This window comes from Bacteroides thetaiotaomicron VPI-5482 (assembly GCF_000011065.1).
Taxonomy (GTDB): Bacteria; Bacteroidota; Bacteroidia; order Bacteroidales; family Bacteroidaceae; genus Bacteroides; species Bacteroides thetaiotaomicron.
Genome location: NC_004663.1, coordinates 326,722 through 344,823, shown reverse-complemented (window position 1 = coordinate 344,823; position 18,102 = coordinate 326,722). Strand labels below are relative to the sequence as shown.

The following is an 18,102-nucleotide window of genomic DNA, read 5'->3' as shown; positions in this document are numbered from 1 at the left end:
CTATGTTGTATTGGGTGATAAAGATAGGCTTTATTTACAGGATACAAATCATAATTATAAACATTAACTTATATTAGTAGAATTCTGTCTAAAATGAACATTCAACAAACATCCATATATCTCATAAACGAAAAGGAAGAAACCACTTCACAGTGACCTCTTCCTCCTCATATCCCATATGATTATTGCCCAACAGGGTTTATAAAAAAGGGGTTTATTAAAAAAGGGTTATTTTTATGATCTTAATTATTTATTAGTTACTTCCACCCTTACCACCACTATGAGTAGGATTAGTAGTCACTGTCTTATACTGATGGTCAGTTCCGGTATAGCGTGTTGCAGTTACTGAAATCTTCACATCCTTATTATTATACTTCACTGTGGTCGACAATGTAGTAGTACGAGTCTTGGCATAGCAAGTATAAGTCATTGTTGTATAACCGTTCACATTTACAGTATTATAGGTACGAGTTGTTTCTGTAATACCTGATGCCGATCCCATCAATGAGTATAAACGAGTTTTGAAGAAAGCTACCATAGCATTAACTGTTTCTGGTTTTGCACCTGACAAAGCTTTTTCTACAGCCGCTTTAATATCCGCATCTTTACATTCCCAACCCGACTTTTCTTTATAAGTCAATGCAATTCCTGTTACAGCTTTAGGATTTTCACTGTTATCACAACTTGCCTGTCCTAAAATCTCACTCTTCACTACATTTTCAGTACTAACTTTACTAGTGACTTTATTTTCCATAGCATAGGAAGAGAAATGCTTAACTTTAGTTGTGTAGCTACCTGATTTCTCATCATAAACAACTTTATTAATGTCCTCTGTTTGTGGAACCCACTTTCCATTCTCCAAATAAGTAAGTACCATATCATCAGCGAAAGTCAAGCCAGGAATAGGATTAGGAATTGAAATAGTTGGATAGTGGTCTTTTGCAAATGTCAAACCACTAGGTTCAAAGTGTGCTGCCGCCAAAGGTATGGTCTTTTCTACTTCTTTATTCTCTTCTTCTTTCTTCACTTCTGTAGTCACAGTTTCTGGGGCTGGTACATACGTAGTTACACTGACTTCAGCATTACCACCTTCCAGAACGTCTTCATTACCTTCTGTCTGAATTGCCCCAGCTGGGATTTCTAATTCAGGAGTTACAAGAGGAAGATCTTCTTTCACATCCTCCGGTTCAACAGTACCCGGTTCTTTAACTTCCTCATTCGAAGCACTCTTATCTTCTACCTTAACCTCTTCTGTATTACCAGTCTCTCCAACTTCTACAGTCGTAGGTTCACTTTGCTTAGTCAAAGCCACAGCAACAGTCACCACACTACGATTTTCCGCATTAGCAGCAATTTCTACAGAAGTACTTTGAGCAAGATAACCTTTAGGAGCAACTTCTACAGAATACTTACCTACATTCTTCTCTGTTACAGAGAACTTACCATCTTTGTCAGTCTTAATTGTCTCAGTACCAATTTTTACATCAACACCAGACACACCTTTCCCGGCATCCGTCACAGTACCCATAATATAATACTCAACAACCGGAGCGGGAGTTTCAATCACTTCACCTGGTTCTTGCTTTGGTTCATCGTCATCATCATGACAGGAAACTGTTACAAAAGACAACACACCGAAGGCTATCGCCAAAGAGCATGCATACAACCATTTTAAATTTCTCATAATTGTTCAATTTTTGTTTAAATTACTAATATCAACTCTTATTTAAGTTTTGTCTTTTCATTGGTACGAATCAAACAATAACGGATATAATCCGGCTGCCAGAAACGGCTGTTTTCAGCAGATTTCGGTTCGGTTCTATAGCTTACCCCCAAAGCACGGCGAGCAAATTCATTCCCACTACGCATGTCATATTGAAAAGCGAAATAATCCGGAAGCATCACACGTACCGCGTGACGACTACGCTTCTTACCCGGCAATGGAATCGAAAAATGAAATCCGGCATTTGTTTCTCCATCTGTATACATGCCATAAAGTCCCACGACATATTCACCGAAGTAACGTGAAAGAATTCCGCATACCCCATAATCTCCATATATAAAACGTCCACCGCTAACTTTCAATTGAGTATTCACTTGTGGAATGAAATAACCTACGCTGAGCTGCCCATTCACTCTTTTCCATTTACTCATTCCCCAGTCGTTGCCATATAAATGAGACGAACCGGTTATACCACCTTCTCCTTCTACTGTCCAACGGCCGTCAGAAGAAAAATAACCAATACCGGCTGCGAGTCCCTGACGATCATCCGAGAAATTTCCACCAGTCAGGTATCCCTTCCAATGATTATCCAGACGAAATTCCTGACGCAATGTCAAATACCCCAGTCGGATACAATCCCATTTGCCCGGCTCATTATTGACGATAGGTAAGCAAACCTGCAGCCTCAATGAAGCACCTTTCCAAAGTTGCATTTCTACAGCCGGTTGCAATTCAAAAGCTGCTTTATATAATTTGTAAGTAACATTATTAACTAACATTACCCCCGGATAAACCACTACGTCCACTTTCCCAAAAGTAGTAGACTCTCGTTTGGTTCCTTTTAAGGCCTCCATTGCAGTTTTGGTGGAAGTAGTCATCTGCATACTACAGTAAACTCCATCCAAATCACATTTTCCCGATTGATAATCCTCAATCAGCTTCGCAGGCAAAGTGATACAAAGTTGCGGCAAAGCATTATCCAATATGACCAACTGCAATGTAGAGACTTCCGGAAGAGTGATCAGGCGACGTATTGCAATGCCTATACCATTATAAGATCCCCTATATACGGAAGTCTCAAATGCTGCCGTAATCGTATCCTGCTTCTGTGCCACAGATATATTTTCCATTTGCAATTCTTTCAGGACTTCAGATATCCCAGCAGATTGCGCGTCCACACTTTCCAAAGTGCAGCAACATATTATATATAGTATACTAAATACTCTTTTCATCTTCTTAATGTATTAATGTACATTCATAACGCAAACCGGCAGAAACACAGGTAAATTCGCGCGTAAACACATGGACGGACAAACGTTTCCAAAAACGTATTGCTCCACCCAAATTCCATCCATTGGTATCATACTCTGCCATCAGCTTTAACTCACGGCAAAAAGCGGGAGTATAACGAATACCACCAAAAGGGCCTTTCTTGAAAGCCGGTTGATTGCCCTGATGAAAATACCAGCCTGCTGTAACAGCCAACTGATGCCCCTTGCAGAAACCAAACGTCTTAGTTAAGACACCATAATAATCTCCCCAATACTGAGTAGCCTTTTCTGTAAAAAGATCATCAGCACCAATTACCACAGCAGGGAAATAACGGCTTTCTTTCAATGGACGGATACGGATAGTATTGGAACGATCTTGGTTGTGATAACCGACTCTGCCATTATACGTTCGCATTTTGAGTAACGTCATACGGTAAGTCAGTTCAACAAAAGAGAACAAAGACATATCTACCGAGTAGTTCATGGTAGGATAGTTAAACTTATTAGGCGTAACCTCTTCAGGAAGAAAGTTTGCGCTTCCCATAAAGGTTCCTGTTTCCTGCATCTCGGCTGTAGGTATCATCATCTGCCCAGTTGCCCCAAGAGCATATTGTGCATGAACCCGGCTTGTTGTCAAGATGAGAATCAGAATTAATACAACACCCTTTAATGGAATAAATCGCATATCCCCCAAAATAGCTTCAGTTTGTTTCATTTTTTATCTATGTATATTCCTAAATAGAGACCTTACCCCAATTTGATTCATAAATCCTCTATTTTTACCATTCTTTTTTCTGTTACTTCTTAGGTAACGGAAAACACAGGGGAAGGGAGAAATCTCTTAAAACACGAAAAATAGGACATACCAAGTTGCTAAAGGAGGCTCAGTCTAAGCGTAGGGTGAAATTCCTTTGATTATGGGACGTAAAAATCTTAGAATATGAAGAAAAGGGTTCTTTCATGTTCTAGGCTATTTTTATCTTATTTTTAAATCAAAAAAGAAAAAAAGGATAGTTTATTTGCTTGTTATTTATTTTTTTGTCTATCTTTGCGCCATTATTATTTCCGTTACCTAAGAAGTAACACACACATATATATACTGATTACTAATACTTTATATTATTTACACTTTTCTCCAAGCAATTCTTCACGTAAGATAAATTCATTCTATTTACTTCAGTACGTTCTTTCAAAGCAAAGCCTTTAAGATAGATTTGTGTTGTTTTGATTGATTTGTGTCCCAACGATTCGCTGATCATTTCAATAGGAACTCCGCGATATTTCGCAGTGGTAGCCCACGAATGGCGAATGGTATAAGAAGTGACAGGAGAAGTCAGATGCAAAGCCTTTGCCAGTCCTCTCAAATGGTTATTGAAATTCCGGAGGGCAGACTGGTATTCCCGATAAGCACTTTCATCTTTCCGTTTTTTATTACCATTCAGAATACTAAATAGATAATCAGGGCAATCTTGCAGAGCAGGTTTTCTGTTCTGAAGCTGATAAATCATATCCTTAGCAGTATCCAGTATTTCCACACTCATCGGAGTCTTCGTTTTAACACGATTATAATGAAGAACATTCCTGTCTAAAGACGACTTCTCCAAATGTGCCAAATCAGCGAAAGACATACCACAGAATTGAAACATCAAAGCAGCAATCGCCTGTGTACGCCGTAAAATATCCGATTTAGGATCTCCATATAAAAGCTTATGCAACTCAGTTGCCGGCAAAGCTTTCTTTTGACGGACATCCACTCCTGTATACACCCCGTGAAACAACCGGTGAACATAAGGAGCCCTCCCCGATTCTACTCCACGATTATAAATACTACGCAGCATACGCATATACGTCGAAACCGTATTAAGCTTCAAGCCACGTTCATAAAGATACTGCCCGTAACACCGTAAGTGTTCGCGGGTTACTTGTCCGAATGACACGGTAGGTGTGCCACAAAACCCTCTAAAAGAAAGAAGTGCATTTTCATACACATGCGCAGTAGAATAGCGCCCCTCTTTTCGTAAACGACCGATGTACATCTCAGCGCATCGGCTAAACCCATTTTTTTTCATCATTTATACACTAGTTAATTATATAAATCATCTCAGATGAGAGAACAAATATACTTCCTCTTAGGGTTTTAACCATCACAAGAATTATTTTATTTCGAACGAAAATCAGAAAGCGACCCTCACTCACGTGAAAGTCGCTTTCTGATTTTCATAACTTAATGAACAAACTAATAAATAATTAACCTTTTCTTAAAAATCTCAAACATTATATCTTAAACGGTTGCATCTTCAAATATACCTTATAGTCTTTAATCATCCCCGTTTTACCGGCTTCAGCCCTGGGTAGATAAGAGAATCCCGTAATAACTTTATCTTCACCAAGATCTATCACAATCTGATGAGGGAATGCAGGTTTGGAAGAGGAATAATTGGTATGCCAGAATGTTGATTCCTGCAAATCAAAAACATTTGTTGCAATATTGTTCGCGGCATCCGTTTCCTCACTATCGGCATAAATCACTTTCCAATGCTGACGGGATACCGGTTTGCCATCTTCGCCCAACAACTCCAATTCTGCAATAGCCGCGAAATCTTTCCCATCATGGGCGTTCAAAGCCTCCAGACAGAAGAAACGAGTCTCCACCTTCTTACCGAATTTCACATGTTGCCAACCATTGCCTGACTTAAATATCCCTTGATAAACAGGAGTTTCATTTGTTAAGTCCAAGTTCTCACCCATCTTACGATGAGCATAAGCTCCGTTACCACGTTGTACATCCAGAATTGGTTGACGCAGACCTTCAGTTTCAGCTTTTGAAGGACCAGCCATATCCAATATAATGATTTCATTCTCTCCTTTCTTCAACCAGCAGCCCGGTACATATAAGGTCTGTTGAGGTCCGATTTCCCAATAACGACCAATCGCATGGCCATTCACCCATACCATACCTTTACTCCAGTTCATCATATTCAAGAATGTATCCCCTAACTCATTGAGGTTAAACGTCGACCGATAATAAGCCGGTTGATTTTCAGCATTCTCCTGTTGTTTATACTGCTTATCACGGGCAAAACTATAATCTACCGGAATAGTATATACCTGCCAGTCCTTCACCAGTTCAACTCCTTTATCAGATTGCAGTTCTACTTTCTCGGTAATACCTTTCCAGTCATAAATACCTTTGCCGAAATTCATTCTTCCCATTGCTTCCACCAGGATATCCAGTCTGTCACCTTCTTTCAATGGTGGTAACTTTACTACACCTTCCCCCTTCAAACGGCTCAGAGTAGCCAGTTTCTTACCATTCAGAAAGACTTGTGCCCAGTCATGAGCTTCTGTGATCAGTAATGTCTGTTCTTTATCAGAAGCGGATAATGAAGTCCGATACAGAATACTACCCCATCCCTGATCAAAAGCTTCCATTGTCCGGATATCCTCACTCTCTTTGGGGTGAGGCAGATTATCAAATAAGACTGCCATTTCAGTCATTTTAATAGTAGGAATAGCTATAGTCGGTATCGAATCCGGAATTTCCGGCAAGGTTTCACCTTCCGGCAGGTAGTTACCAAGCAGATTCCGTACTTCCAGATATTTAGGAGTCACCTTACCGGATTCATTGATAGGAGCATCATAATCATACGATGTGCAAGTCGGTGAAAAGTTCGGGAAATTCGCGCCTCCCCAATGCCCGAAACTAGTCCCCCCGTGAGTCATATACAAGCTGAAAGAAATATTGCGGTCCAGCATTTCTTTCATACCTTTTACCAATTCTTCGGCACTTCTTGTTTCATGCTTGGCTCCCCAATGGTCAAACCATCCGGACCAAAATTCACTGCACATCAATGGAGTGTCCGGCCGTAGTTCTTTCAACCGTTTAAATTGCTCGTCGATGTTAGCACCCGTACCGAAATTAATAGTCCAGAGCAAATCATCCAGTGCATTATTCTCAAAATTCGAGTTCCAGTCACACTGGAATAAAGGAACACCTGTAAAACCGGCTTGTTTTACCATGTCACGGATTTCGGATATATACGGCTTATCGATTCCAAATGCTCCATACTCATTCTCCACCTGTACCATAATGATATTCCCTCCTTTACTAATCTGAAGATCAGCCAGCTGTTTGCCCACTTCGTTCAAAAAGAGTTTCACACGTTCCATGTAGTATGGGTCTTGCTCGCGAAGTTTGATATCCTTCTTCTTCAGCAGCCACCAAGGCAAGCCGCCCATTTCCCATTCCGCACAGACATAAGGTCCGGGACGCACTATGACATACATTCCATTCTCTTGAGCCAAACGGCAAAACGCAGCTATATCTTTCTGTCCGGCAAAATCATACCTTCCTTCTTCCGGTTCATGAAAATTCCAGAACACATACAAGCAAATCGTATTCATACCCAGTGCCTTGCACATTTTAATACGATGTTCCCAATATTCTTTCGGGATACGCGGATAATGAATCTCTGCCGCTTTTACAACAAACGGTTCTCCATTCAGCAAGAAAGTATTCTTCCCCACTTCAAATGTGCCCTCCGAAGATTGAGAGCATGAGCTGCCAAGAACAGCCACTACTAAAATAAGTAAATACAATAAAGGTTTCTTCATTTTCTATCTATTGTTTTCATGATATATCTCATACTTAATAAAGAGAATTCACTATCGGCTAATGTTTCCATTAAACCGACAGCGAATTTGAAAATAATCCAAGTGTTCCTAAAAACTAAAATAATACCTATTGAAAACTGAGTACGGTGCAAAGATGAGGTATTATGCGTAAACAAAGGTCCTCAAATAAGTCAAAAGGGTATGAATATCGTTCAAATGAACTTTATTTATCATTTTATGAACTCTTTTTACAGAAAAAATCAAGATATTTGCAAGAAATACCATAAACACTAAAACACCTCATAACGGGAGACCTTATGAATAAAACGACTTTTATACTACTAATAACATTAATTATATCATACATAAATACTGCTTATATTCAAGCACAGACTCAACGTGTCACAGTACAGGGGAGTATTCTGGAAAAAGACACACAGTTCCCTGTTGAGCAAGCTACCATACAACTGTTATCCTTGCCCGACAGTAATTATGTAAAAGGCATTTCCAGCTTGGAACAGGGAAAATTTTCACTCACAACTCTCCCGGGACGTTTTTTGCTAAAAATTTCTTTCATAGGCCTCGCTACCGAATATAAGCCCCTGCAAATAAACACAACCCAGACTATTGTTCAACTAGGCAAAATAGAGTTGAAACCTGATGCTGTACTTCTTAACGAAACCGTCATTGTAGCCCAAGCCCCGCCTGTTGTCGTCACAGGTGATACAACCGCATATAATACTTCCGCTTACCGCGTCAGTGAAGGTGCTGCATTGGAAGAACTAGTCAAAAAGCTACCCGGAGCCGAAATAAACGAAGAAGGGAAATTAATCATTAATGGTCAGGAAGTCAAAAAAATCATGATGAACGGAGAAGAATTCTTCCTTAACGACCCCAATACGGTTTTAAAAGAACTGCCAGCCGATATGATAGATCAACTAAAAACTTACCAAAAGAAATCAGACATGGCACGTATTACCGGAGTAGATGACGGTAAAGAAGAAATGGTACTCGACTTACGCGTAAAACCAAGTATGAGAAAAGGATGGAATGGTAACTTTGAAGCAGGATATGGAAATGACGACCATTATAGGGCAAAAGGAATGGCCAATCGTTTCAAAAACAAAATGAACTTATCAATCAATGGTACCGCCAACGACAATGGAATTAATTCCAATCAAAGAATAGGTGCCAACTATTCTCAGAATACTCAGAAACTCAAATATGGAGGTAGTATTGAAGTCCGGGAAAATAAACGCGATTCATGGAGCAAGCGTCATACAGAATCTTTTTTGTCAGACAACACTTCTCAGTTTTCCCTGCAGAACAACCAATCCGATGGAAAGACAAGTGCTATTTCCGCTAATTTTCGTTTCGAATGGAAATTAGACAGCCTCACCACTATTATGTATCGACCGACATTTAATTTTTCCAAAGGAAACTCCAATTCAGGCAACTTCTCAGAAACGCTCAACAACGAGTCAACTCCTATCAACCGGAAAGAAGCCACAAACCACCAAACGAATGACAGATTCTCCACCAATGGCTCTTTGCAGTTGAACCGCAAATTAAACAGCAAAGGAAGAAACATCGCCTTACGTCTTTATTACGATCTGGATGACGGCAATTCCGATCGGTATAGTCTTTCGAATACTTATTACTTGAAGTATGGTGATAGTATAAAAACTTTGAACCAATGGATTGAAAAACTTGACAAAAACAATAAATATCAAGTTCAGATAACATATATGGAACCTGTATTTACCAATCGGTTTATCGAAATTAATTATAGCTATCAACACCGTTCCTCACTCTCTGAAAAATATGCCTATGACTGGGATAAACAAGAAGATACATACAGTCAATATCCTGACACAGCGCACAGTGATTGCTACAAAAATAAATATTCCACCCACCAAACCGGCATATTTTTCCGTACTATCCGCACCAACTATTTTTATAATATAGGTATAGAAGTTGAGGCACAAAAAACGACAAATAAAAGCTATATGCGGGACACGACCTTTGAGTATTTATCCAGAAATGCAATAAACTACTCCCCCACCATAAACTTTAAGTATACCTTCTCTAAACAAACAACCTTAAAAATAAACTATCGTGGGAGAACGGCACAACCCGGTATGACCGACTTATATAGAAAAAAAGATATTTCTGATCCTTTAAACATACGGCTAGCTAACCCCGAACTTAAACCATCATTCAATAACAACATATCAGCTACATTTAATACTTACTTTACTGAAACATCCCGTAGTTTGAATGCTAACCTCTCCTATAATAATACAATGAATAGTACAACACGTATTGTCACATATGACGAAAATACCGGAGGACAGACTACCCAACCGACTAATGTGAACGGGAACTGGCGAATAAACGGTTCGCTTACCTTCAGTACTCCATTATCCAACAAAAAATTCACAGTAAATACACACACCAATACAAATTACGGCAACTCTGTCGGTTTCACTGTGCTCAACAAAGAGTCAGATGCAGTTAAAAGTAATACGACTAACCTCTTTTTATCAGAACGCTTAAAAGGGAGCTACCGTAGCGATCTGATTGACTTTGAGTTATCTGCAGAAGTCAGATATCGAAAATCAGAACATTCTATCAAAAAAGAGAACCGACGGGAAACATTTGATTATACATTCGGAACTGAAGCAAACTTAAACTTACCTTGGGATATAAAAATCTCATCCAATATCAATTGTAGATTAAAAAGAGGATATGGCGGTAAAAATGATACTAACCGCACCCTATGGAACGCACAAATATCGAAAAGCTTCCTCAAGAAGAAAAAGGCAACCGTCCGATTTCACCTATATGATATACTTCGTGAGAATGAAAGTTCGGAACGTTCCATTTCCGAGAATTCTATCACCGACAGAGAATCCAGTACTTCTAACGTATATTTTATGGCATATATTGCGTATCGGTTCAATACCTTCGGACAAAAAAGAAAACGACAATCGGTACAAAACTAAAATTATAAAAGAGAAGGAAATGATGTATCCACAACTACATCATTTCCTTTTTGTTCTTTAAACACGCTGAGTAACATTGAAAAAAGTCATATTGCAAGATATCAGAAATTCGCAAAAGGAGTTCGGTATCAATACTTGATTTCCTGAAAATTTTATACACATTGGTCCGCGCGCAACAAAGCTGTTCTGCAAACCAAGTGACAGACAATCCTTGTCGATGTAGTTCATCTTCTATAAGCCGGCCAACGTGTGTCATCTTACTCTTGTGGAATAATTAAGAAACTGAAACCACACGCTCCTCCTCCGCCATTTTCCAATCGCACAAGAATACGGTTCCACCCTTGACGGAACTGGAAAGGAGTAATATGTTCGTCAATATTATACCAACTGGTACCATAATCGCGCCATACATCCTTACCATTTATCCATACCCGGCCACTATCATCCGTACCGATGGCAACCAGCATGGTAGTAGCCTCATCAAAATAAAGTTCCGTATAAGCATAATAAGTAGAATGTCCGGTAGTGACAGGAACCGTATTATGCATTGATTCACTTTGCATAAACTTCCATCGCAGCGTACCATCCAAATACACTTCTTCCCCTATGACCTTTATCGGATGAGAATCCGTTTCCATCACCCCTGTACCTACTTGTCCGTCAGTATATACCGCATCAAAGTCCACAGATATCTCAGGCGGATGGACAATCGAAAAGTCCTCTCGCCCAAAACTTTCCCACGGTCCTATCATATACCATGTGTTAATATATAACCACCCTTTACGATCCGCGCTTTTTGAGAAACGCCGTCCGGGCAATGCCTGAGCTTTTACCATTTCCTGATTAAGCCGGGGACCTGCATAAGCATTCATCGGACGTCTGTTTCCACTGCCCTGAGCTGCCTCCCCCATGCCACCGAAACCGTTCCCATTGCCACTGCCTTCACCTCCGCCCGGCTGACCATTGCCAATTCCAAAGCCGCCACCGGGCTTTCCGACCTGCTTCACTACTCCAAAGAGATTTTCCAACCGAGATTGAGCAAGTCCGGCTTGTCGGGTCGCTTGTCCCAACAGACCACGGTAATTGTTCAAGTCTGCCGTACTTTTTATTTCCAGACCTGCGCTGGCATTACTTCCCGCTGAAGTAGCCCATTCCCCCCCTTTAGTCTGCATTCGAATCAGTTCATCAAAACTTGGCATACGGGAAGAACCTGTCTTCAGAGAACTATAAACCTCGGGAAACGAAAGTCCCTTGGAAAGCGCCTGTTTAGCTGCATTGGCAGCCAAATGGTTCTGCTGTATTTCAGCCTCATATTCTCTTAAAAGAGCATACATATCATCTACCGACGGATTCGCAGATAACTTGCCCGCCTGCGGAATATTCCTTGCTTTCGAAGTATCATTAGCATCATCCGGTGCCGTACGTGGTAACTTTCTTTGCTCTACTTTAGTCAACAATTCATTTTTCCGCTGCCTCATCTTCTTAGCCATTTCCTGAAATTTACGAAGCTGATCTTCCAAATTTTTCTTGACCAATACTTCCGACTGCTTCACTAATTGCTCAGAATAATTAGCGGGAAGCTCCCGCTGAGCCTGCTCCTGCTTTATTTTATCACTGATACTTTTCGGAGATTTCTGTTTTTTCGCTTGCAAGTCAATAGCTCCCTGTCCTGGTGATGGCATCAGCCAGATAAACAACGCTCCTCCTACCAGGCAGACCAGCGCAATAACCCATGATAGGATAACCGTCAGACGGCTACTCCCTGTTGTAGTTTTCGTCATATGTTCGTATTCCTATATTCGTTAAATTATAAAACTGACAAGCATCCATTACTTCCACAAAACGTCCGAATGGAGTGTTTTTATCCATATCAATGCGGATACGCCGACCCGGATCAGAGATACAGGTCTCCCGCAATTGTTCCATCATAAAATTAGTCGAACAAGGTTGTCCGTCCCAATAGAAGTTACCTTCAGCATCCAGTCCTACAATAGCCTGTTTATCATCCGGTTTCAGTTTTATAGCTGATTCCGAAGTCGGCAGATCCACTGAAATATCCCTGTTTTTCACCTTCGTCATTGTAGAGACAAGAAAGAAGATCAATAGCAGAAACACACAGTCGATCAAGGGCGACATAGACACTTCCGGTTCATCTTCGTTATTAAATAGTGATAGTCTCATAAGCTTAATAAGGTTTACTACCCAAACGGACACGCGTACGCGTGAATCCTTGTATTTGACATTGATCGAATATCTCTATTACCGTATTTACGGGTACAGTCCGGTAAGCCGCCACATCAATAGCAATTTCCGTACCTTCACTGTTGCGGAGTTCTGTAAGGAAAGTATTCAGATCAGAAATCGGTACATAGTGGTTCTCACCAGTGTACGCATCATGTCCTACTACCTGATACACATTTTTCTCCTCATCCACTGCTATGATAACAGCTTCCTCTCCGGCGCGGGTGGTAGACAAGCTGGAAGTCATTGAAGGAAGTGATAAAGGTATTTGCATTTCCCACTTCTTCATCATAGTAGTCACAAGGAAGAAGATCAGTAGCAGAAAGACGCAGTCTATCAAGGGCGACATCTGCACCTCTACTTTGTCTTCTTCATCATAGTTTAGTCTCATGCTTCTCCTCCTTACTCCCCGGTGTGTTCATATCCGTCGAATCTCCTTCCAGATAGAGCGTAGTAATTACATTTTCAACTTCTACTTCCACCAAAGAAGCCAATTTCATAATACGATTTTTAATAATGAAATACAAAGCAATGGCAGGAGCTGCGATGATCAAACCGGCAGCAGTCGTAATCAAAGCTTTTGAAATAGAATCGGACAATATAGAAGCACCGCCTTCGTCACCATACAATGCTACCAGACCAAACGCTTCGATCATACCGACAACTGTTCCCAGCAAACCGATAAGGGGCGACAGGGAAGCTATGACTGACAAAGGATATATGCGTGACAAATGTGTACGGATATCACGTGCGGCCATATCACCAGCTGTCTGACTGACAGCTTCTCTTCCGGCTTTCACATGCTCGAAAATAAAACGCAGCGAATTTCCTAATGTGGAAGGGTATTTATCACAGGCTGCAATCGCACCTTTCAAATCTCCTTGTGCAAGGCATTCGCTGACTGTTTTACGCAGTCCTTTTGGTGCCAGTCTTCCTTCTCTTGAAGTTAGCAAGCGTTGCAAAGCTATTACTAAGGCAAGCAATCCAAGCAAATACAACGGATACATCATGAATCCTCCCGCTTTAATCTGTGCAGCCCAGTCAATCTGTACCCCTTGCGGTTGTTCATCCTCATTAGTTGTTCCCTCTTCATATACCAGCCCTTCCTCTTCTCCATCAACGGGTACCGGAGTTGCAATTTCGCTCGGAAGTACTTTCGGAGCATTCTTTATATCATCCTGTGTCTTAGCGAGAAAGATTTCATCAAATCCCGCATCACGTCTCTCCGGGCAGATAAAAGAAATACCAGTCAACGTAATATTACCAAAATCTTTCCATAAGTCCCTGGTCATCACCATCCAGTGTCCCGGTAGTTCACCGAGATTAAGACCTTCCATCGGATTTATCAAATCCTTGGACTTACCGGCTATATAAGTAAAATCATATTTCTTGCCTTTTTGATTTGCAGACTTTTCGGAAACATGAAATTTCATTCCAATTTGATCACCTCCCCATTTTACCCAGGCAAAAGTGATATAGCGAAACTCACCCGGTCCCGGATTCTCGCGAATAGGAATGGATAGCCCGGTCAACTCTGCCGGACTTTTAGAGGCTCCTACATATATATAATTTTCTGATTTTTTAGAGTATCCCCCATCACGGACAAATTTATTATCCTGAGCTTTCCACTGCGCCCCGTCCGGTATTTTAGTACTAAAGATTTCATATAATCCTTTACCGGATCTACTATTTGTTTGGGCTGAGAGCGGATAAGTGAAAAACGTTATTACTCCTAAAAGAAGTATACTCAACGTACCTTTTCTAAAAAGTTTTTTCATCTTTGTGCAATTCATGTCTATTCTATTATTTATTAAAATTTAAAAGCCACCGCAAATCATCGAATGATTCACAGTGGCAAAGTTGATAAAAATAGAAAAGAAATGAGTACTCAAATCATTCAAAATACTCCAATTCCTTAAAATGATACAAAATAAAGAGTTCAAAAATCACTCAATAGGTTTAAAAATAATCCATTACCAGAAATTTCCAGCTGTTTTTTATCTGCTATATCAGGTTTTGTATCTATTTTCCTGACACTACCATCCTGACATATTGTGGAGGTAAATAATTATATATAGAGCCATTTTCAAAAGAGGCAGTTTCTAAGGTGGGGGTTCTAAAGTTTATAGTTTCAGCATGGTATCCTTTAGGAACAATCAATTTTAAATACAAACCAGATATGTATCCATTTTTCACACCCTTCTCTCTTCTATCATAGAAATCACACATAATTAGCTTCACTTTTGTCTGGGACAAGTCCAATACTTGCAATGGACAATTTAAAATATTCAACGAATACAAGTTGACATTTGAATGCAAATCAAGCTGAGATATAGCATTACTACTACAATCCAAAACCTCCAAATATATATTTGCACTAAGATCAATTGTTTTTAGTCTGTTATCAGCACAATTTAATTCTTTTAAATAAGGGTAGTCACTAAAAACCGGAATTGCTTCTTCTGATATTTCTTTAATAGAAAGTTTACGCAGCGAACCTCCTTCCACATTCTCTTTTTGCTCAGGGAGTATCAATTTCTTCAATAAACGATAATCATTCCCTTCTTGGCGTATCCACTCATATCCCTGCAATCCGCAAGTTAAAAATTCCATCTTTAGGTTAGCACTAAAATCCAACTCTCCAATATAATTTGCTTCACAATTTAGTTCCCGCAATTCTTGATTATGTGATGTTTCAAGTGCTTTTAGCTTATTCCAACTACAATTTATTTTTCTAAGATGCGGTGATCGACTAATATCCAATTTCTCCAGATTATTATCCGAACATTCAAGTATACTTATTCCTTCTGTATTCGATCGGTTATCCGGAAGAATCAACTTAGATAATATCCCGGCACGACCTCCTTCCGAAAGTAATCCTTTATTTCTTTGAGATTTAACAATAACCGTTCGAAGTTGTTTATTATGACTAAGATCCAATTCTATCAGTCGGTTATAAGTACAATCTAAAGTTCTTAATTGAATATTCTTTTTCAAGTCTATCGTATTCAAATCACAACTTCTACAACTTAAATTCGTGAGATTTTTACAACCACTTATATCCAGTTTCGGAAGGTAGATTTGTATAATTTCCAACTCACGAAGTTCTTTAAATCTAGAAAAATCAGGAATACACTCCAATGTATCAGTCCGATTTCCCACCAACTTTAACCGACGTAGAGAAGAAAAATACTCAAGGCCTTTTAATGAGGTAATTTCATGTCTCGTAGTTTTCGCTCTATTCACGTCATTATTAATCCATAAACTGGTTTTCAGCTCCAAATCCTCCACGTAATCAATATCCGATAATAAAATAGAGCTGGTATCAGCTATAATCTTCATTTGGAACAACGCTGCTTTAAGCATCGGATCAAATTTATCTGCCACATTCTTATTATCAGAAGAGTTCAATATGTCTGCCCGACTACTCACACCCATCAATAATAAACTTACTATTAAAATAATGTTTTTCATTTTCTATTAAATTTTATGTTGTCCATAATCAAACATCTCTCTACTTCACCTTTTTACATGAGATGAATTATCATTCGCAAGATAAGAAGAAAAAACGAAAAAGAAAAGGAAAGAGTGTCCCCAAAAAGGATACAATTTTTCATCCCAAATAAGCAAATCTCCTTTCCTCCCTTCACCCTTCACAACTCCCTCTGGCACGACGATTGCGGGTGAAGGTCTCCTGTTCACCATCCGCTTCACCTCCCATCAGACGGAGACTACCCGATACACATTCCCAAACTTGGTATGCTTACGTTCTATCCCCACTGCTATCAGTATTTGTGCCAAACTCGCCGGATTTGCCCCACGCATAGCTGCCGGATTTATCTTCTTCAATCGCTGAAAGATATCAGCAGACGAAAGAAGTTCACACCCTTCTCCTTTTTCTGCCGCCCGATAACAGGAACGCAATACGTCTTCCACAGGTCCCTGACGATAGAACGTCATGTTACTTTGCTGCAATTCCGTCTCTTCCTCTTTTGTAAACCAATAATGTTCACCCGCCAAAATCTCCGCTTTCAATTGAGCATAAAGTTGTGCATAGTCAATCCCCTCACAATCGATAGGATACTCTACCAGCACACAAATAAACCTGCGACTACCAGTCGGGTCAGTCAATAAATCTTTTCGATTCGATGTCCCGATAAAAGATGCTATACGAGGTAGCGAGCGATAATTTTTCTGATAAGCTTTGCACAGGCTTAATGAAGCCATCTGCATCAGATTCTTCAATAACGGCATTTTCGTCGGAGCATATTTATCAAACTCATCCAGATTGAGAAGTCCCATCTCCGCCAATCTCCGTTCTATATGCCCTTGACTGGTTAAATCCACCTTATCCATATAATAACGCTGAAGCGCAGGAGGAAGTAGCGATTTGCAAAAAGTAGACTTTAAATATCCTTGCTCCGTACTGATAAGCAAAGGCGCCACACTATTGGCATGACTTCCCGTAACCCCCATCCATTGTGCTGTCATACCCCGCATCCATATATGGAATTCTTTCACCCACAATTGGTCTCTCGAAACTCTGCGTGCCAAAGCCGCCAAACGGTCCACTCCATCCCATACCGGCAATTCTTCCAAATAAAGTTTGAAAGGATGATACTCTGCAATACGGGTGGAGAAAATACAGCGTGAAAGATCACGATCCCAACAAGAAATACCTGATTCGTGAGCTTCCAGGCAGAATGTATTTAAGACACGCTGATTCACAGGTGCAAATCCTTCCTCCATTCGTTCCAACAAACGATATTCCGTTTCTTCTGTCAGCACATTGTAGCGGAAATCATAGCGGGATTTTAAAAAAGTATCTACGCTCTCAGTTAGTGACTTCACTTTCGATGAGTCTTTTTCTTTAGACGATGATACCCCCTTAATCGACTGAATAATAGTATTGACAGGTGCTACACTTTTTGTATCCCCTACTCCCGTTTCATCTTGTTTTGAAAGACACTTCATCAATTTTTGCCAAAAGGCAAACCAACCATTTTTTTGTTCCATTTTCTTCTTTTTTTTATGATTAATGGATGCGAATATAATATCAAAAAAAAGCCATTTGCAACTTTTCATCCTATTCATTTTTTGAAAACCAGACTTATCATTAATATCCTATCATTTCTTGTTTATCATACTATTAAACCTTATCTTTGTCACCGACAAATTATATTTATCACCAATGTGATAAGATATTATCACTACTATGATAAAATAACATCATTATTGTGATAAG

Annotated in this window: 13 protein-coding genes; 1 reads left to right on the top strand and 12 read right to left on the bottom strand. The window is 39.9% G+C overall.

Going from position 1 to position 18,102, the window contains the following annotated elements:
- Positions 1-253: 253 nt before the first annotated feature.
- The 5 genes from BT_RS01445 to BT_RS01425 form a co-directional block, all read right to left on the bottom strand.
- Entirely contained in the window at positions 254-1,684 is a 1,431-nt protein-coding gene (locus BT_RS01445; protein ID WP_008766166.1) for a carboxypeptidase-like regulatory domain-containing protein, read from the bottom strand.
- Between the two features lie 38 nt (positions 1,685-1,722).
- Positions 1,723-2,955 (bottom strand): YjbH domain-containing protein, encoded by a 1,233-nt coding sequence (locus tag BT_RS01440; protein ID WP_008766167.1) that lies wholly within the window; start codon positions 2,953-2,955, stop codon positions 1,723-1,725.
- A 4-nt stretch (positions 2,956-2,959) separates the two neighbouring features.
- A complete protein-coding gene (locus BT_RS01435) occupies positions 2,960-3,709 on the bottom strand; it encodes a YjbH domain-containing protein (RefSeq protein WP_008760589.1) in 750 nt (249 codons plus the stop codon).
- Positions 3,710-4,100: 391 nt separating this feature from the next.
- A complete protein-coding gene (locus BT_RS01430; RefSeq protein ID WP_008766168.1) occupies positions 4,101-5,066 on the bottom strand; it encodes a tyrosine-type DNA invertase cluster 3b in 966 nt (321 codons plus the stop codon).
- A gap of 202 nt (positions 5,067-5,268) precedes the next feature.
- Positions 5,269-7,608: a beta-galactosidase gene (locus tag BT_RS01425; RefSeq protein ID WP_008766169.1), complete on the bottom strand. Its 2,340-nt coding sequence runs from the start codon at positions 7,606-7,608 to the stop codon at positions 5,269-5,271.
- 317 nt (positions 7,609-7,925) lie between these two features.
- Between BT_RS01425 and BT_RS01420 the strand changes: the two genes are divergently transcribed.
- Positions 7,926-10,616, top strand: a complete 2,691-nt coding sequence (locus tag BT_RS01420; protein ID WP_008766170.1) for an outer membrane beta-barrel protein — start codon at positions 7,926-7,928, stop codon at positions 10,614-10,616.
- Positions 10,617-10,650: 34 nt separating this feature from the next.
- Here BT_RS01420 and BT_RS24505 read toward each other — a convergent pair whose 3' ends face one another.
- The 7 genes from BT_RS24505 to BT_RS01390 form a co-directional block, all read right to left on the bottom strand.
- Entirely contained in the window at positions 10,651-10,872 is a 222-nt protein-coding gene (locus BT_RS24505) for a hypothetical protein (protein WP_072067513.1), read from the bottom strand.
- 1 nt (position 10,873) lies between these two features.
- Positions 10,874-12,397 (bottom strand): hypothetical protein, encoded by a 1,524-nt coding sequence (locus BT_RS01415; RefSeq protein WP_008766171.1) that lies wholly within the window; start codon positions 12,395-12,397, stop codon positions 10,874-10,876.
- On the bottom strand, positions 12,372-12,797 hold the full coding sequence (locus BT_RS01410; protein ID WP_008760582.1) for an ExbD/TolR family protein: 426 nt from the start codon (positions 12,795-12,797) through the stop codon (positions 12,372-12,374). The genes BT_RS01415 and BT_RS01410 overlap by 26 nt, the downstream gene beginning before the upstream one ends.
- 4 nt (positions 12,798-12,801) lie before the next feature.
- Positions 12,802-13,248: an ExbD/TolR family protein gene (locus BT_RS01405; protein WP_008760581.1), complete on the bottom strand. Its 447-nt coding sequence runs from the start codon at positions 13,246-13,248 to the stop codon at positions 12,802-12,804.
- Positions 13,232-14,650 carry a MotA/TolQ/ExbB proton channel family protein gene (locus tag BT_RS01400; RefSeq protein ID WP_008766172.1) on the bottom strand — a complete coding sequence of 473 codons (1,419 nt, stop codon included), beginning with the start codon at positions 14,648-14,650 and terminating at the stop codon, positions 13,232-13,234. The genes BT_RS01405 and BT_RS01400 overlap by 17 nt, the downstream gene beginning before the upstream one ends.
- Before the next feature lie 229 nt (positions 14,651-14,879).
- A complete protein-coding gene (locus BT_RS01395) occupies positions 14,880-16,331 on the bottom strand; it encodes a peptidoglycan-binding protein (RefSeq protein WP_008766173.1) in 1,452 nt (483 codons plus the stop codon).
- A 246-nt stretch (positions 16,332-16,577) separates the two neighbouring features.
- Positions 16,578-17,873, bottom strand: coding sequence for a DUF3874 domain-containing protein (locus tag BT_RS01390; RefSeq protein ID WP_008766174.1), 1,296 nt, complete (start codon positions 17,871-17,873; stop codon positions 16,578-16,580).
- Positions 17,874-18,102: the final 229 nt, after the last annotated feature.